The sequence below is a fragment of the Acinetobacter sp. ANC_7682 genome, from assembly GCF_056779795.1.
Genome location: NZ_JBWYIQ010000034.1, coordinates 1 through 19099, shown reverse-complemented (window position 1 = coordinate 19099; position 19099 = coordinate 1). Strand labels below are relative to the sequence as shown.

The following is a 19099-nucleotide window of genomic DNA, read 5'->3' as shown; positions in this document are numbered from 1 at the left end:
ATCAAGAGAATGGTGAACGCTTATGTTAACAACCTCAGTTGCTGAGGCTGCTCAATGTCTAAAACAAGGTCAAGTTTTGGCTTATCCTACAGAAGCAGTATGGGGCTTAGGTTGCGACCCTTTTAATGAAAATGCTTTTAAAGAAATTTTAAGATTAAAACAACGCCCTATCGAAAAAGGGGTGATCTTACTGGCTGGTCAAGTCAGTCAGGTTGAACATTTATTATCAAAGCTGCCTCAAGACCGCCGCGATGCGGTGATTGAAAGTTGGTCACAAACATCTTATCAAGATCGCGCCACAACATGGCTTCTCCCAGCTGATGAGCAAATACCACTTTGGATTCGAGGCAAACATCCTAAGGTTGCTATCCGAGTCACCAACCATCCTCTTTGCATCGCACTGTGTAACGCATTTGATGGGTTCATTGTTTCAACCAGTGCAAATCCTGCTGGTTTAGACCCCGCTCGCTCATTGCAAGAAGTCAATCAGTACTTTGGTGCTGAATTAAATTATTTAAATGGAGATTTAGGCCTGAGCCAAGAACCTAGCCGAATATTAGATGCAGAAACTGGTGATGTCATTCGTGCTTAAAAAGCATGATATGCTGAGACTTAAAACTTATTATTTAAGACAAAAAAAAGCTCAGTCATAAAGGTATTGACTGAGCATATAAAAGGATGTGCTAATCACATCCAGAGGGTTCAGAAATTCATCTGTACAGAAAAAGAGTGTATTATCGCTTTCTCTGCAGTACGCATATTATGCTACAAAAAAAAATATTACACAATTACTAAGACTTAGAGTTTCAAATCATCATTTTTCTTATAAAGATTAATTATTAGTTCAATTGATATAATTAAGTACCTATTTTTAATTATTAATTTTACTTTTTAAAAAGCCTAATGATAGTTAATTTAGATCAATAAGCTTTTATAGATTTTAAGTATAATAAAAAAATAAATCGATTGTCTGTTTTTTAAACACTCTTAGCCTTTATGAATGAAGTTTTTTTCTGTGCTAAAGCAATACCTATCAAAATCACGATTCCGCCTAAACTGTGATAAATCGTCCATGCTTCTTTTAACCAAACATAAGCAATAATGGCGGTAAAGATTGGCATTAAGTTCATAAAGATGCTGGTTCGATTTGGGCCTAAATGTTGAACAGCCAACATCCATACTAACGGCGCAATAATCGAAGGGAAAATTCCCGCATATAACACACTCAAGCCGTTATCCAGATCAATTGCATCGAGACCCAATACGGCAACGAATGGTAAGTGGTACAACACTGCAAAACCAATCTGAATATAAAGACTAATCATTAAAGGGAGCTCGAGTTGCCACTTTTTGAGAAATACACCATAAAAAGCATAGAAGAATACCGCGACGATCATAATCATGTCGCCCCAATGCCCACCCAGATGCATCAGTGTATCTAGACGCCCCTGACCGATAACATAAATCAGGCCGATAAATGATAAAATACTACCCACCACTGCAAATCGAGTTGGAAACTCTTTTAAAATCATCAGTGAAACAAAAATGGTGAAAATTGGAATAAAGGCATTAATTATGCCCATATTGGTTGCAGTCGTGTAATGTGCTGCGGTGTAAGCTAACCCCTGATAAAGCACCATACCAAATGCACTCAGCACTGCTAATTTCACTATATTTTGTCGTACCAAAGTACGCTGTTTGATGACTTTAGGTAGAATAAAGGGTGTTAAAATCAAAAAGGCAATAATCCAACGATAAAAACTAATACTGACAGGTGAAATATACTCTGCAACATATCGTGTAATAGCTATATTCAACGACCAAATCAATACAGCAATGACTGGCAATGATAGAGCCCAGAGCAAATGCTTTTTTTCAAATGTCATATTTTCATCCTAATTTTTATTTAATCGTTAAGATCAAGATTTCATCAATTTTTAGACTTTTTCATTCCATGAAACACACTCCCCCCTCATTGTTAATGACTGCAGAACAGCCATCTAAGTCTGAGATTTTTACTTAAAAAATTAAGTAGAGTGCTATTCTATTTTAAAACACTTTTCACTTTTTTACAGGGATTCCTCTACAAAACAACACTAGAAGCTGTGTGTGAGCTATGAGATCGTAAATGCTTGAATTTTCCCATCAACGGGTTAACTGAATATTTTTTAATGTGCTTCATCGTGAATGTAAGTGCATTGAACCGAGCATATAAAAAGGATAAATTATGAAAAAACTTCTCATTGCATCACTATGCACTACAGCTGTTTTTCTAACCGCTTGTGATAAAAAGTCTAACGATCAATCCTCACCTACTGCCGCTGAAACGGTTCAAAGCAATACATTAAGTAGCAATGTAAATGCAGATATTCAACATGACTTAGATTTACTGGATCAAATTTCAAATACAAAAGCTCAAGAGGCTTTGGCATTTCAAAACGAAGTGACACAAGCTGCGCAAAACAATAATAAAGCTGAATTAGACGCAGTGGTTGAGAAGATGGATAACTATGTGGATCAATTTAATGATGATCTGGACAAACTTGCGCTCAAAAGTACTGAAGGTGCATCTCTTCGAGATAAAATGAAAGAATCGAATGAGCTTGGATTGGACCTCGCAGAAGCAGGTGTTAAAGAAAAGCCTGATATGAATGAAATCACTGAACTACAAAAGAAAGCTGTTGAGTTACAACAAAGCTTGTTACAGGACATGCAGAATCTTAAAAACCAAGTCGGGACAAAATCTTAACTCATAAAGCAGGCCGTCAGGCCTGTTTTTTTCACTGTAGACACCTTGGTGAGATCTATATGCCATGGTATTTTCAATCTACATATTTTAAGTACTTTATGATTAGGACATTGAAATGGCTTCAGTTTATAACATTCCAGTAAATACAATTCAGGGGCAGCCTGTTGATTTATCGCAATACGAAGGCAAAGTATTATTGATCGTGAATGTAGCGTCTAAATGTGGCCTTACCCCTCAGTACGAAGGTCTGCAAAAACTCTATAGTGAAAAAAAACAACAAGGATTCGAAATTCTTGGCTTTCCTTCCAATGACTTTCTTGAACAAGAACCAGGAAGTAATGAAGAGATTGAACAATTTTGTTCAGTGAATTATCAAGTGGACTTCCCTCTTTTTGCGAAAATTCCAGTGGTTGGGGAGAATAAACATCCGCTATATGAAACTTTAACAAATGCCATTCCAGAGCGTCTTGGTGAGGGGCCTTGGTGGAAAGATCTGGTTGATTATGGTTTAACGCCTAATAATCCCCCTGAAGTATTATGGAATTTTGAGAAATTCTTAGTTTCAAAAACAGGGGAAGTCGTTGCTCGTTTTGCACCAGACATCACTGCAGATGATGCGCGTATTGTTGATGCAATTAATGCTGAACTGGCGAAATAATCTCATCAAGATCAAGTGACGATCTTGTCACTTGATTATTTCTTATTCAATTCAATAAATATCTTCATTAATCTGTCAAAATCATAAGTTACTCTTTCACATCAAAATTTTTGTTATTGCTTTGCAAATATTCAGATTTAACTCATATTTGTATCGTATCTTGGAATGAAGTGATTAACGATTTGGTTTTATTAGTGAAAGTATTTCAAAGCATTGTTACCCCTTTTGCATTATTTGGCTTCGGTCTCGTGATGTTAGGTTGTCAGCCGCAATCACAACCCGATCAAGAAAAGGAATCAACAGCAGCTAATATTGAAGAATCTTCTCCTGTCCAAGTCACTGATCCAGCTGACTTAAAGTCAGGCAATATGTTTTACATTGTACGTGATGTGGCAGATGTACAGCTGAAAGCAGGTGGATATATTGAGCAAATTCAACAGCTACAATCTGATTTAGAAGAAGCTGTAAATAATAAAGATCCACAAAAGTTAGATCAGTCAGTGCAAAGTTTGAAATCTCAATTACTAGGATTTAATGAGGCATTGACAGGACTTGACCTAAAAAGCCAAGAAATTGCCCAGATTCGTTCTAATATTTTAACGGCAAATGAAAATGTATTAGCTTCACCATTACTAAACGGCCAAGTGAATTTAAACAACATCGATTTTGCAGCTTTAGAAAAGCAAATGGGTAATATCCAAGGTGAAATGGTGAAATTAGCCAGTATGCTTTTGACTCAGTCCGGATCATCTACAGAAAATAATCAAGCCGAGGATTGATATACATTATTTTCACAAAATAGAGATGGTGGAGTGAGGGATTTCTCTTTAATTTGGATCTTAAATAATTCAAATATCATGGAGTCGGCATGTCTACCTCACCCATCTATAATATAACTCCTATTACTTTTCGTTTAGATTTAAAAGATCCTTTCATCTTTACTGCTCATCATATTGATCACTACCCTGCCGGGAATGCTGAAATGGGACCAGTTCATCCTGCAATCAATCAAGAATTCAATATGTATTATGGTAGTGTTGTTCCAGGCTTTCCCGAACATCCACACACGGGTTTTGAAACCATTACTTTAGTGGAACAAGGTTATGTCGATCATTTTGATTCCTTGGGGAATGGTGGACGATATGCTGCAGGCGATGTGCAATGGCTAAGTACGGGAAATGGTGTTGAACACTGTGAAATGTTCCCGTTAATTCATCAGGATCGGGAGAATCCTTTTGAATTATTTCAAATTTGGTTTAACTCATCTCCAGAACAAAAAAAACAACCTGCTGATTATAAAATGTTTTGGCGTGAACAAATTCCTCATGTGAAAGTGACTGATCACCAGTCTCGCAGCATTGATATACGAGTTATTTCAGGACAATATCAAAATCAAAATGCATTAAGTCGCCCACCACACTCTTGGGCAGCTGCAGCAGAAAATAAAGTGAATATATACTTAATTACTTTAGAAGCTGGCGCACACCTTGAAATTCCAGCCACGACCGCGACCTCTACTCGATTTGCTTACTTTTATCAGGGTTCAACTTTAAATATTGCTGATTCACCCATTCAATTTAAACATCTTGTAGAGCTTAAAGCTGATACCGAAATTCAACTTGAAGCAGGTGATCAAGAAGCGAGAATCTTATGGTTAGAAGGTGAACCTATTGGTGCACCAGTTGCAATGCGAGGACCTTTTGTATTGAACAACAAAGAAGAACTTGATGTTGCATTCAAACGATATCGTGAGACCCATTTTGGTGAATGGCCTTGGCCAAGTGATGCTCCAACGTTTTCACGTGAAACACCCCGTTTTGCAAGCTATGAAGGTGGTAAACGCAAGGAATATCCTGAACAAATGAGTTCAGATGGGGCTTAACTAGGTTTAAATATTACAGTATTCATCTTTGCCCAATGCTCGTTTAATCTCCTGTTCAAAACGTGCATTGGGAAAAGGATAACGTTGAGGCAAATACAAGGTAAATCTTGTCAACGTAGGTGATAGCTTTTCTACAGTTGCCTTATGAACGTATTCACCACGTTCTGTTCGAGCAAATAGGGTTGCCATTTCAATATGCTCTTCAAGCTTGTTTTCAGTAAAGACTAGGTCATCATCACGTGAGAAACCGATACATCGACGATATGCTTGTCTCAGATTTTGAAATACGCTGAGATAATCCAACTCGATTTCAGCACTTAAACCATTTTTATATGAGTTGGCAACCAAGGCCGCTTCAGTAGGTTCATTGGGCTGACTTAAATAATAATTTTGACATGCGGTGAGCTGACTGAAGATGAATATGCTTAACGCGATAATTAGACTTTGACGATACATTATTTATTTGGATTTATTAGACTTATACCTGAATTGTAGCAAAGTCTAAGCCGTGATTTAATTCAGCTTTATACTTTTAATGTAATTGAATCATGCAACTGATCATCTTCACTGGAGTTCAAGCTTCAGGCAAATCAAGCTACTATCTTTTACATTTGGCGCATTCACATTTAAGAATTAACCTAGACATGCTAAAAACTCGCCATCGGGAAAACATGATCTTTGAAACCTGTCTAGCCTCTAAAACCAAAACGGTGATCGACAATACCAACCCAACCAAAGCAGATCGCGCTCGTTATATTCGACGTGCCAAAGCAGCAGGTTTTGAAGTGATTTCATATTACTTTGAAACAGATTTGAAAAGTACGCTAGAACGCAATGGTCAACGAAGCGGTAAAGCCAATATTCCTGAAGTCGGTGTTCGAGCAACATATAAGAAGTTAGAAGTACCTGATTTTGAGGAAGGGTTTGATGAAATACATCATATTAAGATAAAAGGTGCAGGTGAATATCACCATTTAATCTTAGACTCCAAATAATAAAGCGACCCGAAGATCGCTTTATTTCAAAGACTCTATTGTTTCACCACCACTAATTTTTTTTGTACAAATTCATGAAAACCTAAATCTGCCAGTTCATGACCATAACCAGAATTCTTTACGCCACCAAATGGTAATTCTGGAGCAGTATCCGTTAACCAATTGATCCACACCATTCCTGTTTCAATTCTCGAAGCTAATTTTTTTGCACGCTCTATGTCTTGAGAGTGAATGACACCCCCAAGACCATAATTAGAATCATTGGCGATTTCAACGATTTCATCCTCATTTTCCGCAACATAAATCTGAGCAACTGGCCCAAAGAATTCTTCGTACCAAGCCTCATTATCTCGACTAATATTTTCTAAAATTGTCGGCTCATAGAAATAACCATCATGATCAATTGCTTTTCCACCAATAACCAATGATGCACCCTGCTGAACTGCTTTATCCACTTGTTTAATCAAGTTTTTAAGCGCACTTTCCGATGAGAGTGGTCCCAGTGTGGTACTACGGTCTAATGGGTCGCCAATTTTCAGCGCTTTAAATGCTTCAATTAAACCCGTTCTAAACTGATCAGCGATGTCTTTATGCAAAATAAATCGTTTTGCTGCAGTACACACCTGCCCTGTATTATTTACACGTGCTTTACAACCAATCTCAATCGCTTTGTTTAAGTCCGCATCATCCAGCACGATAAAGACATCATTCCCACCCAATTCAAGCGTAGACTTTTTAATGTGTTTGCCTGCTTGCGCAGCGACCGCACTACCCGCTCCTTCTGAACCAGTTAATGCAACACCACGCACACGTTTGTCTGCAATAATATCTGAGACTTGATCGGTATTGATAAATAGATTAGTCCAAACACCTTTAGGCGCTCCTGCTTCTAATACAAGTTTTTCAAATGCTTCAGCACATTGCGGAACGATACCTGCATGTTTGGCCAATACGGGATTTCCAATACCACAGTTTGGTGCAAATACACGGACCAATTGATAAAATGGGAAATTCCATGGTTCGACAGCCATGATAATACCTAATGGATGATGCTCCACCCAAGCTTCACCTAACTCAGTTTTATAGGGGACTGATTTCAGAAATTGTTCAGTATTTTTTGCATAGTACTCAGCAATTTGAGCACAGGATTCGATTTCACCTTCACTTTGCTCAATGAGCTTACCCATATCTAAAGTAATGAGTTTGGCTAATTCACTCTTTTTATCTCTAAATAATGCTGCCAAACGTTGTAAAACTTTTACGCGATCATCTACATTTTTTACCCAATCTGATTTAAGAATAGATTCGGCTGAATCCAAAGCACGATCAATATCTTGTTGTTGGTGTGATGGATATTCTTTGTATACAGTATTGGTAAATGGGTTAATGGATTGATAACTCATAATTCTTCCCTTCATGCCAATAAATTTATTAATGCTTTGGATCAAAACAATCCTTCATTATCAAACATGAAAATAATTTATTACCCTCATGCTTACTTATCCAAGCTATCATTAAAATCTTTGAAAAAGGATGAATATTACACAATCTCTCAGTCTGTTACTTAACTATTGAATTTCAGATAACATTCATAAAAAAAACCACCCTTACAGGTGGTTTTTCAATCTTGAACTGTCTTTTATTGAGCGAGGTTTTTGATTTGATTTACCATTATGAAATTAATTTTTTTTCTCAGAAAACGAATTAGTGATTTTAAATCATGTGTTTTTCTAAAAAAGTTCGGATTTTCAATTAACTGATACATGAAATAAAATGCTAGAAAAAACTTAGAAATATCTGAAATGAAATGTAAATTTCCTTGTGTCAAATTAGATATTGCTAAACACATAAAAAAAACTAACTGTAACATTAGTACAATTATTGAAATTATTTTTATGACAGGATTATCCACAATAGAATCATTGATTGTTTTCATTGTAAAACCCTTAACTTATTATCAGTAAATTATGTTTAGCACAAGTTTTTCAAACTTACAATAACCCATAAAAAAACCACCCTTTCGGGTGGTTTTTCAATCTCAAACCGTCTCTTATTGAGCGCGGTTTTTGATTTTGCGGATGGTTTCCAACTGTGCAGCTGTTTCTGCAAGCGCAGCCAAAGCAGCAGCAGCGTCCAAATCGCTCTTTTGATTTGCTAACAAAGTTTCAGCATTTTTACGTGCTTCAACGATTGCAGCTTCATCTAAGTTTTCTGCACGGACTGCAGTATCTGCAAGAACCGTAACAACATGCGGTTGAACTTCAAGAACACCACCAGATACATAGATTAATTCTTCTGTACCATTCTCCAACTGAACGCGAATCGCGCCCGGTTGAAGTAAAGTTACTAGTGGAGCATGGCCAGGCATAATACCTAACTCACCACCAGCACCTTTAGCAATTAGCATAGTTACAGTGCCTGAGTACAAAGACTCTTTAACACTTACAACGTCACATTGCATAGTCGCCATGAGAACCTCCTAAATTAGGTAGCTAATTAAAGTTTCTCGGCTTTAGCAATAACTTCGTCAATACCACCAACCATATAGAACGCTTGTTCTGGGATGTGATCGTATTCACCAGCTAGAAGACCTTTAAAGCCACGAATAGTTTCTTTAAGCGGTACAAGTTTACCAGGAGCACCAGTAAACACTTCTGCTACGTGGAACGGTTGAGAGAAGAAACGTTGGATCTTACGTGCACGGTATACAGTAAGTTTGTCTTCTTCTGACAATTCGTCCATACCAAGAATTGCGATAATGTCTTTCAATTCTTTATAACGTTGAAGAACGTTTTGAACTGAACGAGCGATTTCGTAATGCTCGGTACCAACAACTAATGGATCTAATTGACGTGAAGTAGAGTCAAGTGGATCGATCGCAGGGTAAATACCTTGTGAAGCGATGTCACGGCTCAATACAACTGTCGCATCCAAGTGAGCGAACGTAGTCGCTGGAGATGGATCCGTTAAGTCATCGGCAGGTACGTATACAGCTTGGATAGATGTAATCGAACCAGACTTAGTAGAAGTAATACGTTCTTGAAGAACACCCATCTCTTCTGCAAGTGTCGGTTGGTAACCTACTGCAGATGGCATACGACCTAGAAGTGCTGATACTTCAGTACCTGCTAGTGTATAACGGTAGATGTTGTCTACGAACAATAATACGTCACGACCTTTACCGTTTTCGTCTTTTTGATCACGGAAGTACTCAGCCATAGTAAGACCAGTTAACGCTACGCGTAAACGGTTACCTGGTGGCTCGTTCATCTGACCGTAAACCATCGCTACTTTGTCAAGAACGTTAGAGTCTTTCATCTCGTGATAGAAGTCGTTACCTTCACGAGTACGCTCACCAACACCAGCGAATACAGATAAACCTGAGTGCGCTTTAGCGATGTTGTTGATCAACTCCATCATGTTTACAGTTTTACCAACACCGGCACCACCGAACAGACCAACTTTACCACCTTTAGCGAACGGGCAAAGTAAGTCAATGACTTTAATACCAGTTTCTAAAAGGTCAGTAGAAGCAGCTTGTTCTGCATAAGAAGGCGCTTGACGGTGAATCGGTAAACGCTCTTCAGTTGCAACAGGACCAGCTTCATCGATCGGGCGACCAAGAACGTCCATGATACGACCAAGCGTCGCTGGACCAACTGGTACAGAGATCGGAGCGTTAGTGTTAGTTACGTTCAAACCACGTTTAAGACCTTCTGTAGATCCCATCGCAATTGTACGTACAACGCCGTCACCAAGTTGTTGCTGAACTTCTAATGTAGTTTCAGTGCCATCAACCTGAAGAGCGTCATAGATCTTAGGAACACTGTTGCGTTCAAACTCGACGTCGATAACCGCGCCGATGATCTGAATGATACGACCGCTACTCATTGCTGTCTCCTCAATTCAAAATAATGTTAAACGGCAGCGGCACCACCAACGATCTCAGAAATTTCCTGAGTAATCGCGGCTTGACGCAGCTTGTTATAAATAAGTTGTAGGTTCTTGATCAATTCACCCGCGTTATCCGTTGCAGCTTTCATTGCAACCATACGAGCAGATTGCTCACACGCGATGTTTTCGATCACACCTTGGTATACCACAGACTCGATATAACGAACCAATAAACCATTTAAAAGCTCTTCAGCTTCTGGTTCATAGATATAATCCCAACCGTATTGGCGGTTAAGAGTCTTGTCATCTTCAGCAGCTGCTAAAGGAACAAGTTGTTCGATTTTTTGATTTTGAGTCATGGCATTCACAAAGCCGTTAGACACCAAATAAATGCGATCTAATTCGCCTTTATCGTATGCATCCAACATGACTTGTACAGAACCAGACAACTGTTCAAGACTTGGAGTGTCACCCACTTGAGTGGTTGCACCAAGTACTTTACCGCCGTAGTTTTTAAAAAACGAAACCGCTTTTTGACCAATCAAAGCAAATTGAACTTCAATTGACTGCTCTTGTTGCTGTTGAACGTGTTTTACCACTTTCTTGAACAAGTTAATGTTCAAACCACCAGCAAGACCGCGATCTGATGACACGATGATATAGCCAACGCGCTTAACTGGGCGTTCAACCATATAACGATGTTTATATTCAGGGTTCGCTTGTACTAAATGAGCAATTACACGGTGCATATTTTCGGCATACGGACGGCCCTGAGCCATGCGCTCTTGCGCACGACGCATCTTAGAAGCTGCTACCATCTGCATCGCGCGAGTAATTTTCTGCGTGCTTTTGATACTAGCTACTTTGGCGCGAATTTCTTTTAAATTTGCCATACGCTTAACCTAGTATTCGAAGGCCCTTTCGAGCCCTCGAAGGTTGATTCCGTGAACCAAACCGACACTAAATTTCAACAGTTTGAAAATTAGTAAGTTTGAGTCGCTTTAAAGCTTTCAATACCAGCTTTGAATGCTGCTTCGATGTCTTTGTTCCAATCACCAGTTTCATCGATCTGTTGCATTAACGCAGCATGTTCAGAACGGAAGTAAGAAATTAATGCAGCATCAAAGTCTACAATTTTCTTCACTTCTACGTCAGCCATGTAGCCTTCGTTAGATGCATATACAGAAACAGCTTGGTCAGCAATTGAATATGGAGCATATTGTTTTTGCTTCATTAATTCAGTTACACGTTGACCATGCTCAAGTTGCTTACGAGTTGCTTCATCAAGGTCAGAAGCGAACTGAGCAAACGCAGCCAATTCACGATATTGTGCTAAAGCAGTACGGATACCACCAGACAATTTTTTGATGATCTTAGTTTGAGCAGAACCACCAACACGAGATACAGAGATACCCGCGTTCACAGCAGGACGAATACCTGCGTTGAATAATGATGTTTCTAAGAAGATCTGACCATCAGTAATCGAAATTACGTTCGTTGGTACGAATGCAGATACGTCACCCGCTTGAGTTTCAATAATCGGTAATGCAGTTAATGAACCAGTTTGGCCTTTAACTTCACCGTTAGTGAATTTCTCAACATAGTCAGCAGATACACGAGAAGCACGTTCAAGTAGACGACTATGAAGATAGAATACGTCACCTGGGTAAGCTTCACGACCTGGTGGACGGCGTAAAAGCAATGAAATTTGACGATACGCAACTGCTTGTTTAGACAAGTCATCATAAATGATTAACGCATCTTCACCGCGGTCACGGAAGTATTCGCCCATTGTACAGCCAGAGTACGGAGCAAGGAAAAGCATTGCTGCTGGATCCGCTGCCGCTGCTGCTACAACAGTCGTATACGCCATAGCGCCAGTTTCTTCTAACTTACGTACAACGTTTGCGATAGTTGATTGTTTTTGACCAACTGCAACGTAAATACATTTAATGCCAGAATTCTTCTGTGCGATGATCGCATCGATCGCCATTGCTGTTTTACCAGTTTGACGGTCACCGATGATTAATTCACGTTGGCCACGACCAACTGGAATCATTGTATCAACTGATTTATAACCAGTTTGTACAGGCTCATCTACCGATTGACGCCAAATTACGCCTGGTGCAACTTTTTCAACTGCATCAGATAATTTTGCATCAATTGGGCCTTTACCATCAATTGGGTTACCCAAAGCATCTACTACACGGCCTAAAAGTTCTGGACCAACCGGAACTTCTAATACACGACCTGTGCAACGAGCTTTTTGACCTTCTTGAAGGCTTAAGTAGTTACCTAAAACAACGACGCCCACTGAATCCTGTTCTAGGTTCAGTGCCATACCGTATAAGCCGCCGTCGAATTCGATCATTTCACCGTACATTGCATCAGCAAGGCCGTGAATACGCACAATACCGTCGGAAACCATAACAATGGTTCCTTCGTTCTTAGCGGTCGCGCTGGTGTCCAGATCGCCGATACGCTGTTTAATGAGCGCACTGATCTCGGATGGATTCAGTTGTTGCATTGCGCTATACCTCAATCTTTATTAAGTTCAGTCTTCTTTTTACGCAATTATGCAAGAAGACGAGTCCGCATTTTTTCAAGCTTATTAAGCGCAGAATCATCTATCACTTGGTCGCCTGCACGAATAACAACACCCGCGATTAACGCTGGGTTAACTTCTACTGAAACATTTACAGCTGCGTTGAAACGTTTCTCTAACGCAGATGCAAGTAATTGCTCTTGTTCAGCAGAAAGTGATAATGCAGATTCAATCACGACATCTACCACATTGTTATTTTGTGATTTAAGAAGTTCGTACTCTGCTTCAATCTCAGGTAACAAAGTTAATCGATCATTTTCAGCCAAAAGTGTCAAAAAGTTAGACACTTCAGTAGTTTGATCTGCACCTAAAACCTTAGCAAATAAACTTACTTGCTCCACAGGAGTAAGCTCAGGGCGACTCAAGTAAGCGGAAAATGCTTCATCTTGCACCGCAGCACTAAGCACTTGTAACACATTTGACCAATTGTCAGTTGCACCTTGCTCAGAAGCGAAAGCAAATGCTGCTTTAGCGTACGGGCGTGCTAACGTCAAGAGTTCAGCCATAATCGCCTCGCTTAAAGTTTAGCAGCCAGCTGAGTAAGCATGGCATTGTGAGCTGCTTCATCAACTTGTTGGTTCAGAATTTTCTCTGCACCAGCAACAGCAAGAGCTGCAACTTGTTGACGTAATTCTTCACGAGCAGCATTGATCTCTGTGTCAACAGCTTCTTTCGCTTGTTGACGAATACGCTCACCTTCAGCAGATGCTTGAGTACGAGCTTCTTCAACCAATTGAGCCGCACGACGGTTCGCTTGTTCGATCAATTGAGCCGCTTGTGCTTTCGCTGCATCTAATTCAGCTTTAACTTGAGCTTGCGCATCTGCAAGATCAGCTTTCGCCTTTTCAGCTGCATTTAAGCCATCAGCAATTTTACGCTGACGCTCACTAATCGCATTGATTAGTGGAGGCCAAACGAATTTCATACAGAATGCGACAAAGATCGCAAACGCAATCGCTTGACCAAACAGAGTATAGTTAATATTCATTGCTATTCCTCAAATAGTTGATTTCGGAATTTAGCTAATTAACCTACTAGGCCGATGAACGGATTTGCAAAGATAATGAACAAACCAATACCAACACCGATCATAGGCACAGCATCAAGAAGACCCGCGATTAAGAACATACGAGTTTGAAGTTGTGGAGCCAATTCTGGTTGACGAGCAACAGCTTCAAGGAAGCGACCACCTAAAAGACCAAAACCGATCGCAGTACCTAAAGCACCGAACGCGATTAAAAGAGCAGCTGCAACAGCAGATAAGCCAACTACTAAATCCATGAAAAAATCCTCAGAGGTTGAGTTTAAATCAAACAAAAAAACTTTAGCCCAACTACATAGTGTAGTCGAGCAAATATTAATTAATGCTTCTCGCTAGCCATACTCATATACACGATCGTTAACATCATGAAGATGAATGCTTGTAACGTGATAACAAGAATATGGAAGATTGCCCAAGGCACAGACAACGCCCATTGAATCCAGAACGGTAATAATGCGATCAAAATGAAGATCAATTCACCCGCATACATGTTACCGAACAAACGGAGAGCCAATGAAATTGGACGCGCGATAAAAGTTACTAATTCAAGAAGAATATTTACTGGAATTAATAATGCTTTTAAAAATGGGTTACTTGGATTGAATGGGTTAAGCGCAAATTCTGCACCGAAACCGACAAGACCTTTTTCACGGATACTATAGAAAATAGTTAACGCAAATACTGATAACGCCATACCAAGGGTTACGTTAGGGTCAGTAGATGGAACGATTTTGAAGTAAACATGATGCGGGTCGATACCGAATAGCCCACCAATTATGTGTTGAGCTGTATAAGGAATCCAGTCAACAGGGATAAGGTCCATCAAGTTCATGAGGAAAATCCACACGAAGATGGTAAGAGCTAGAGGCGCGATTAAACGTGATTTACCATGAAAGGTATCACGAACACTTGAGTCAACAAACTCAACGATCATTTCAATTGCAGCCTGGAACTTGGTCGGAACACCAGAGTTTGCAGCTTTCGCTACTAACCAGAACAACAAACAGAAAATGACGCCAAGGCCGATTGACCAACCCATAGAATCCAAGTGAATAGCAGTGAACCCCATCTCTTTCGCTTCTTCAGCAGTCTCAGCTAACTTCCACGTACCATCTGGTGCTTTACCATAGGTCATGTTCGTTAAGTGATGCTGAATATACTCAGACGAGGTAAGGGTATGTTCTTCAGCAGCCATAAATCACACCTGGTTAATGTCAAATACAAATTAGAGTTAACGAATATCGCGTGCTGCTTGATATCTCGTTAAACATCTAAAAAACTTTTCAATTTTTCGTTGCAATTCAACTCATTTTGATAGACGCGACGCCCAAAAAGGTGCGACCCACGACATGGTCTGAACGAGTATGAAACCACAAAACAATGCGACCGCTGACAACGGTTTCACATTGATTAAAATCAAAATGAAGCCAACAATCACAATTCCAAACTTACCGAGCAACCCCCGATACATATTCGATAGAACCTGTTTCGAAGCTCTTGCACCTGCAGCTCTGAACGACTGCCATGAAAAATAACAACTGGCTAGCCAACATACGAATGCACCTAATGCTGCACTCAAAGCCGCAGTCGAGTCTTTCAAGACCCACGCTATCAAGGCTGAAACAGGTATCATACATGCTTGCAAGATGACTAAAGCTTTCGCTAATCGTCGGTCAATCAAGCGACTAGTTCGGCTCATTTATTATCCACTCACAGCAATAATGCTTGACAAGTTTAGCTGATGATTATTTTTAATCGCAGGCATTATAGAGTTACACCCCTGAACATGCAATCTTTTCCCGACCTAAGTCTGGTATTTTTAGATCGTTTATTGCTGAGCACTTATACAATTATCGGCTGTTTTTACATCACTTTTGTGCTTTTTCTACACATGCACGTACTTGTATCGCTAGAGTCTGCCATGCTGTTATAAAATTCTGGTGTTTAGCAAAACTCTCATCAACTGCGAGAAAATTCACATGACCTAGAGACTTATATTGATTCTTATTAGCTACAGTTTCAGCCAAAAGACACATCTTTTGCTGTGGGCGACTGTCTTTTAAATATTTGATTTGAGCAATTGTAGGTGCCATATGTGGGTCTTCTGTCATCGCACCAGCGAATTTTAGCAACAGCGCACGCTCCAAGTATTGGTATGCATCATGTAATGACCAATACGGCTGAACACCATGATTGAGTTTTACACTTTGTGAGGTTTTCAGCATCTCATGTGCAAAAAGTTTAGCATTACTCCAATACTTGTCTTTAAACTCAGGTTGTTGTTGTGAGCGTAATGCCGCTATAAAAAAGCCAATACGAACTGCATTATTTGGTTCTAACCATACATGAGTATCGACAGTTCCTTTTACTACGTCCCCTCGACTATTTCTAAGCGGCAATGTTTGCAATATTCCTGTATTCAATAAGGCAACTGCTTTAGAGTTTTTCGCCAAAATACTCTCTAATGGCGCTTCATGCGCTTTACCAAGCCAAATAACCAATCCAGCATCCTGAATTAATTTACGGTGCGCAGGGGTCAGATGAACATCATGCCCTGTTTGATTTTCTAGCAACAATTTTGGTTCTTCAATTCCTTGAGTGATTTCTTTTGCAATCAAATACACTGGGTGTGTCGAAACCACCAAGGGTGCTTGTGCCCAAGCCAAGGTTGTGAATAATGCTGTAAAGCATAGTGCTAGCAGACGCAACATGAAATTAATTACCACTCGAATTTTGACGTTATAATATAACAAACAGTTAAAAATGCCTATGCTGTTCGTAAGTTGCAAGGTCTCATGATACTATTTATGAGATATCCCCTTCCCTTTTCGAAGTCTTGAGGTCAGTCCATGAGCGCATGTTCACACGAACATCATGATACTTTACACGGTGTGCATGATCACCCGAATGTTGAAGCTCGTTTATTAGAAGCTGAAGCAAGCTGCGCTGCTTCAGGCGCTAAATTGACTCCGCTTCGCAAAGAAGTTTTAGAGTTAATTTTAACGGCCTCAGGGCCCATGGGCGCTTATGACTTGTTGGCGAAATTAAAAGGTAATGCTGAACGTCCAGCAGCACCTCCAACTGTTTACCGCACCCTCGATTTTTTGCTCGAAAAAGGTTTTATTCATCGTTTAACTTCAATTAATGCCTATATTCCATGTTGCCATCCTCGTGCTGGACATCAAGCCGCTTTTCTCATTTGCTCTCAATGCAATACAGTGAAAGAGGCTTCAGCTCTTGGTTTGATTCAACAACTTGATCAATTGGCTTCCTCTGATCATTTTCAGGCTCAACATAGCATTATTGAGATTTCAGGATTATGTCAGCAGTGCTCTCAGTAAGTTCTGCATTGCCATTAATTGAATTGCAGCAAATTAATGTGCGAATTGATGAAAGAGACATTTTAAAGAATGTTGACTTTCAGATTCATGACAAAGAAATTATTACCCTCATTGGTCCCAATGGGGCGGGTAAATCTACGCTTATCAAAGTGATTCTCGGAATTGTGAAGGCCAATTCTGGTCAAATTAAACATCATAAAGCCTTAAAGCTTGCTTACGTCCCTCAAAAGTTCAATCCATCTCACAGCTTGCCACTTCGAGTGAAAGATTTACTCGATTTAGAAAAGTGTGATCTTGCGATTAAACAAGAAATTATTCGAGATACTGGGATCATAAAATTACAAGATTCGAAAGTCCAACAGCTGTCTGGTGGGGAACGCCAGCGTGTACTTTTAGCACGCGCTCTACTGCGCCAACCCAACTTATTGGTACTCGATGAACCGATGCAAGGCTTAGATATTCAATCTGAAGCTGAACTTTATGATTATGTTCGAAGTCTACCTGAGCGCTACGGCTGCTCGATCTTAATCGTCTCTCATGATTTGCAGTGGGTGATGCAAGGTACACAGCGTGTGGTATGCCTCAATAAACATATATGTTGTAGCGGTTTGCCTGAAAATATTCAACAAGACCCTGAGTATCAGGCTATTTTCGGCACTAATCGGGTGTTCTACCAACATCATCACGATCATTGTGCACATGGTGATACAGCAACGCCATGTCAACATGATCCTCGTCCTCATATTCATCCAGAACCGGAAGCTTAGATCATGATGGAATGGTTACAACTTCTATTACCTGCATGGATTATGGGAACATTGTTAGTGTTTCTAACTGCACCGCTTGGTTGTCTTATGTTATGGCGTCGTATGTCATTCTTTGCAGACACAATGGCGCATGGAACTCTCTTGGGTGTGGCGATTGCTGGCTTACTCACCCTCCCCTTATGGATGGGGGTTACGTTTACCGCGTTACTCTTGGTCGCAGTCCTTTGGGTATTGCATGATCCTCGCCTGCCCAACGATGCATTACTTGCGTTATGTTCAGCAACGCTGCTTTGCTCAGGACTATTGGTCATCCAACACCTCCCTGCGCTAAGACCAGAGTTGCTCAGTTATTTATTTGGCGATCTTTTAACAATATCTTGGTCCGACTTACCGACATTTGCAATGGTGATTGTCATTGCACTCACTGTACTCTATAAAAGTTGGCAATCTCAAATTCAAATAGCGATTGATCCTGATATTGCGGTAAGCGAAGGTGTGAATGCGAAATGGCATCGCCTTATTTTTATGCTGCTTCTTGCCTTATTTACAGTACTTGCGTTACGTGCAGTAGGTTCATTACTCATGGGTGCTTTATTGGTTATACCTGCATTAACTGCAAGACTTTTAGCACACTCACCTAAACACATGGTGCTATGGTCTTTTATTGTGGCTCAAATTGGTGTGACTGTGGGTTTATGGTCGAGTGCAGGTTTAAATATTGCGACAGGTTTAAGCATTGTATTAACCATGGCAATCGTATTTGCTGTGATTTTTATCATTCAAAAATTTAAAAAGATAGCCTGAATTATTTAGGCTATTCATTAATCTTGCTGCTTTGTAAAATATTTATGAAGACAGAGAAAGATATAACAAGAGAATAAAAAAACCACCATAACCAATAAATTAATGAGGCCTTTTATCCATATCACATGCCAAAAGCCAAAAAAGGTCTCGGGCATAAACCAAGATTCAACAATATAGAAAGGTAACCATTCGAATAGTAAACCGATTGCAGCCGTCATAAATAAGACTACATTGATCCATATCAAATAAACCATTTGTTTGAAAAAAATCTGGTGGTGTTTCAAAAAGTATGCTGAAAAAAACAATATGGCTTTTGATAAAATAGAGGTATGAAAATAACGCTACAAATCAAATGTCCTACC

Annotated in this window: 22 protein-coding genes; 9 read left to right on the top strand and 13 right to left on the bottom strand. The window is 39.8% G+C overall.

Annotated elements, in window-relative coordinates; translation table 11 throughout:
• Positions 1–22: 22 nt before the first annotated feature.
• Positions 23–592: an L-threonylcarbamoyladenylate synthase type 1 TsaC gene (tsaC, locus tag AC1M9D_RS11965; protein WP_035268223.1), complete on the top strand. Its 570-nt coding sequence runs from the start codon at positions 23–25 to the stop codon at positions 590–592.
• A 385-nt stretch (positions 593–977) separates the two neighbouring features.
• Here tsaC and AC1M9D_RS11960 read toward each other — a convergent pair whose 3' ends face one another.
• Positions 978–1886: a DMT family transporter gene (locus AC1M9D_RS11960; RefSeq protein WP_035268220.1), complete on the bottom strand. Its 909-nt coding sequence runs from the start codon at positions 1884–1886 to the stop codon at positions 978–980.
• Positions 1887–2227: 341 nt separating this feature from the next.
• On the opposite strand from AC1M9D_RS11960, the gene AC1M9D_RS11955 reads away from it, so the two are divergent.
• The 4 genes from AC1M9D_RS11955 (at position 2228) to AC1M9D_RS11940 (ending at position 5289) form a co-directional block, all read left to right on the top strand.
• Positions 2228–2749, top strand: coding sequence for a hypothetical protein (locus AC1M9D_RS11955; RefSeq protein ID WP_481595185.1), 522 nt, complete (start codon positions 2228–2230; stop codon positions 2747–2749).
• Between the two features lie 115 nt (positions 2750–2864).
• Positions 2865–3407, top strand: a complete 543-nt coding sequence (locus AC1M9D_RS11950) for a glutathione peroxidase (protein WP_481595186.1) — start codon at positions 2865–2867, stop codon at positions 3405–3407.
• A 194-nt stretch (positions 3408–3601) separates the two neighbouring features.
• The gene (locus AC1M9D_RS11945) at positions 3602–4186 is read left to right on the top strand and encodes a hypothetical protein (RefSeq protein ID WP_481612261.1); all 585 of its coding nucleotides are present in this window, start codon (positions 3602–3604) and stop codon (positions 4184–4186) included.
• Between the two features lie 89 nt (positions 4187–4275).
• The gene (locus tag AC1M9D_RS11940) at positions 4276–5289 is read left to right on the top strand and encodes a pirin family protein (RefSeq protein WP_481612260.1); all 1014 of its coding nucleotides are present in this window, start codon (positions 4276–4278) and stop codon (positions 5287–5289) included.
• 6 nt (positions 5290–5295) lie between these two features.
• Here the strand turns inward: AC1M9D_RS11940 and AC1M9D_RS11935 are convergent, their stop codons facing one another.
• Entirely contained in the window at positions 5296–5745 is a 450-nt protein-coding gene (locus AC1M9D_RS11935) for a hypothetical protein (RefSeq protein ID WP_481612259.1), read from the bottom strand.
• Between the two features lie 92 nt (positions 5746–5837).
• Between AC1M9D_RS11935 and AC1M9D_RS11930 the strand changes: the two genes are divergently transcribed.
• Positions 5838–6284 carry an AAA family ATPase gene (locus AC1M9D_RS11930; RefSeq protein WP_035268211.1) on the top strand — a complete coding sequence of 149 codons (447 nt, stop codon included), beginning with the start codon at positions 5838–5840 and terminating at the stop codon, positions 6282–6284.
• Positions 6285–6319: 35 nt separating this feature from the next.
• On the opposite strand, the gene AC1M9D_RS11925 is transcribed toward AC1M9D_RS11930, so the two are convergent.
• The 11 genes from AC1M9D_RS11925 to AC1M9D_RS11875 all read right to left on the bottom strand — a co-directional run bounded on the left by AC1M9D_RS11925 (position 6320) and on the right by AC1M9D_RS11875 (position 16536).
• The gene (locus AC1M9D_RS11925; RefSeq protein ID WP_481612258.1) at positions 6320–7687 is read right to left on the bottom strand and encodes an NAD-dependent succinate-semialdehyde dehydrogenase; all 1368 of its coding nucleotides are present in this window, start codon (positions 7685–7687) and stop codon (positions 6320–6322) included.
• 647 nt (positions 7688–8334) lie between these two features.
• Positions 8335–8754: a F0F1 ATP synthase subunit epsilon gene (locus AC1M9D_RS11920; protein WP_035268205.1), complete on the bottom strand. Its 420-nt coding sequence runs from the start codon at positions 8752–8754 to the stop codon at positions 8335–8337.
• Between the two features lie 26 nt (positions 8755–8780).
• The gene (gene atpD, locus AC1M9D_RS11915; RefSeq protein ID WP_035268203.1) at positions 8781–10175 is read right to left on the bottom strand and encodes a F0F1 ATP synthase subunit beta; all 1395 of its coding nucleotides are present in this window, start codon (positions 10173–10175) and stop codon (positions 8781–8783) included.
• Positions 10176–10201: 26 nt separating this feature from the next.
• Positions 10202–11071, bottom strand: a complete 870-nt coding sequence (gene atpG, locus AC1M9D_RS11910; RefSeq protein WP_035268202.1) for a F0F1 ATP synthase subunit gamma — start codon at positions 11069–11071, stop codon at positions 10202–10204.
• A gap of 89 nt (positions 11072–11160) precedes the next feature.
• Complete coding sequence (atpA, locus tag AC1M9D_RS11905) at positions 11161–12705, bottom strand: F0F1 ATP synthase subunit alpha (protein ID WP_035268197.1); 1545 nt, start codon at positions 12703–12705, stop codon at positions 11161–11163.
• A gap of 47 nt (positions 12706–12752) precedes the next feature.
• Positions 12753–13289, bottom strand: coding sequence for a F0F1 ATP synthase subunit delta (locus AC1M9D_RS11900; protein WP_481612257.1), 537 nt, complete (start codon positions 13287–13289; stop codon positions 12753–12755).
• Between the two features lie 11 nt (positions 13290–13300).
• Positions 13301–13771, bottom strand: a complete 471-nt coding sequence (locus AC1M9D_RS11895) for a F0F1 ATP synthase subunit B (RefSeq protein WP_035268191.1) — start codon at positions 13769–13771, stop codon at positions 13301–13303.
• Positions 13772–13809: 38 nt separating this feature from the next.
• Positions 13810–14064 carry a F0F1 ATP synthase subunit C gene (atpE, locus tag AC1M9D_RS11890; RefSeq protein WP_035268188.1) on the bottom strand — a complete coding sequence of 85 codons (255 nt, stop codon included), beginning with the start codon at positions 14062–14064 and terminating at the stop codon, positions 13810–13812.
• Positions 14065–14144: 80 nt separating this feature from the next.
• Complete coding sequence (gene atpB / locus AC1M9D_RS11885) at positions 14145–15020, bottom strand: F0F1 ATP synthase subunit A (RefSeq protein ID WP_035268181.1); 876 nt, start codon at positions 15018–15020, stop codon at positions 14145–14147.
• Positions 15021–15131: 111 nt separating this feature from the next.
• On the bottom strand, positions 15132–15524 hold the full coding sequence (locus AC1M9D_RS11880) for an ATP synthase subunit I (protein ID WP_035268179.1): 393 nt from the start codon (positions 15522–15524) through the stop codon (positions 15132–15134).
• Between the two features lie 169 nt (positions 15525–15693).
• Positions 15694–16536, bottom strand: coding sequence for a metal ABC transporter solute-binding protein, Zn/Mn family (locus AC1M9D_RS11875; RefSeq protein ID WP_481593723.1), 843 nt, complete (start codon positions 16534–16536; stop codon positions 15694–15696).
• Between the two features lie 138 nt (positions 16537–16674).
• Here AC1M9D_RS11875 and AC1M9D_RS11870 point away from each other — a divergent pair, with 138 nt between their 5' ends.
• From AC1M9D_RS11870 to znuB, 3 genes are read left to right on the top strand one after another with little or no spacing between them, the layout of a single operon-like run.
• On the top strand, positions 16675–17166 hold the full coding sequence (locus AC1M9D_RS11870) for a transcriptional repressor (protein ID WP_481595191.1): 492 nt from the start codon (positions 16675–16677) through the stop codon (positions 17164–17166).
• Positions 17145–17933 (top strand): zinc ABC transporter ATP-binding protein ZnuC, encoded by a 789-nt coding sequence (gene znuC / locus AC1M9D_RS11865; RefSeq protein ID WP_035268168.1) that lies wholly within the window; start codon positions 17145–17147, stop codon positions 17931–17933. Before AC1M9D_RS11870 ends, znuC begins: the two co-directional genes overlap by 22 nt.
• Before the next feature lie 3 nt (positions 17934–17936).
• Positions 17937–18737, top strand: a complete 801-nt coding sequence (gene znuB / locus AC1M9D_RS11860) for a zinc ABC transporter permease subunit ZnuB (protein WP_481595192.1) — start codon at positions 17937–17939, stop codon at positions 18735–18737.
• Positions 18738–19099 lie beyond the last annotated feature (362 nt).

Bases quoted from the DNA above. Each gene is read 5' to 3' on its own strand.
- AC1M9D_RS11880 (WP_035268179.1), bottom strand. From the start codon at position 15,524: ATGAGCCGAACTAGTCGCTTGATTGACCGACGATTAGCGAAAGCTTTA.
- atpB (WP_035268181.1), bottom strand. From the start codon at position 15,020: ATGGCTGCTGAAGAACATACCCTTACCTCGTCTGAGTATATTCAGCAT.
- AC1M9D_RS11900 (WP_481612257.1), bottom strand. From the start codon at position 13,289: ATGGCTGAACTCTTGACGTTAGCACGCCCGTACGCTAAAGCAGCATTT.
- atpE (WP_035268188.1), bottom strand. From the start codon at position 14,064: ATGGATTTAGTAGTTGGCTTATCTGCTGTTGCAGCTGCTCTTTTAATC.
- AC1M9D_RS11920 (WP_035268205.1), bottom strand. From the start codon at position 8,754: ATGGCGACTATGCAATGTGACGTTGTAAGTGTTAAAGAGTCTTTGTAC.
- AC1M9D_RS11930 (WP_035268211.1), top strand. From the start codon at position 5,838: ATGCAACTGATCATCTTCACTGGAGTTCAAGCTTCAGGCAAATCAAGC.
- znuC (WP_035268168.1), top strand. From the start codon at position 17,145: ATGTCAGCAGTGCTCTCAGTAAGTTCTGCATTGCCATTAATTGAATTG.
- AC1M9D_RS11870 (WP_481595191.1), top strand. From the start codon at position 16,675: ATGAGCGCATGTTCACACGAACATCATGATACTTTACACGGTGTGCAT.
- AC1M9D_RS11940 (WP_481612260.1), top strand. From the start codon at position 4,276: ATGTCTACCTCACCCATCTATAATATAACTCCTATTACTTTTCGTTTA.
- AC1M9D_RS11895 (WP_035268191.1), bottom strand. From the start codon at position 13,771: ATGAATATTAACTATACTCTGTTTGGTCAAGCGATTGCGTTTGCGATC.
- AC1M9D_RS11925 (WP_481612258.1), bottom strand. From the start codon at position 7,687: ATGAGTTATCAATCCATTAACCCATTTACCAATACTGTATACAAAGAA.
- tsaC (WP_035268223.1), top strand. From the start codon at position 23: ATGTTAACAACCTCAGTTGCTGAGGCTGCTCAATGTCTAAAACAAGGT.
- AC1M9D_RS11935 (WP_481612259.1), bottom strand. From the start codon at position 5,745: ATGTATCGTCAAAGTCTAATTATCGCGTTAAGCATATTCATCTTCAGT.
- atpG (WP_035268202.1), bottom strand. From the start codon at position 11,071: ATGGCAAATTTAAAAGAAATTCGCGCCAAAGTAGCTAGTATCAAAAGC.
- atpD (WP_035268203.1), bottom strand. From the start codon at position 10,175: ATGAGTAGCGGTCGTATCATTCAGATCATCGGCGCGGTTATCGACGTC.
- AC1M9D_RS11875 (WP_481593723.1), bottom strand. From the start codon at position 16,536: ATGTTGCGTCTGCTAGCACTATGCTTTACAGCATTATTCACAACCTTG.
- AC1M9D_RS11955 (WP_481595185.1), top strand. From the start codon at position 2,228: ATGAAAAAACTTCTCATTGCATCACTATGCACTACAGCTGTTTTTCTA.
- atpA (WP_035268197.1), bottom strand. From the start codon at position 12,705: ATGCAACAACTGAATCCATCCGAGATCAGTGCGCTCATTAAACAGCGT.
- znuB (WP_481595192.1), top strand. From the start codon at position 17,937: ATGATGGAATGGTTACAACTTCTATTACCTGCATGGATTATGGGAACA.
- AC1M9D_RS11960 (WP_035268220.1), bottom strand. From the start codon at position 1,886: ATGACATTTGAAAAAAAGCATTTGCTCTGGGCTCTATCATTGCCAGTC.
- AC1M9D_RS11950 (WP_481595186.1), top strand. From the start codon at position 2,865: ATGGCTTCAGTTTATAACATTCCAGTAAATACAATTCAGGGGCAGCCT.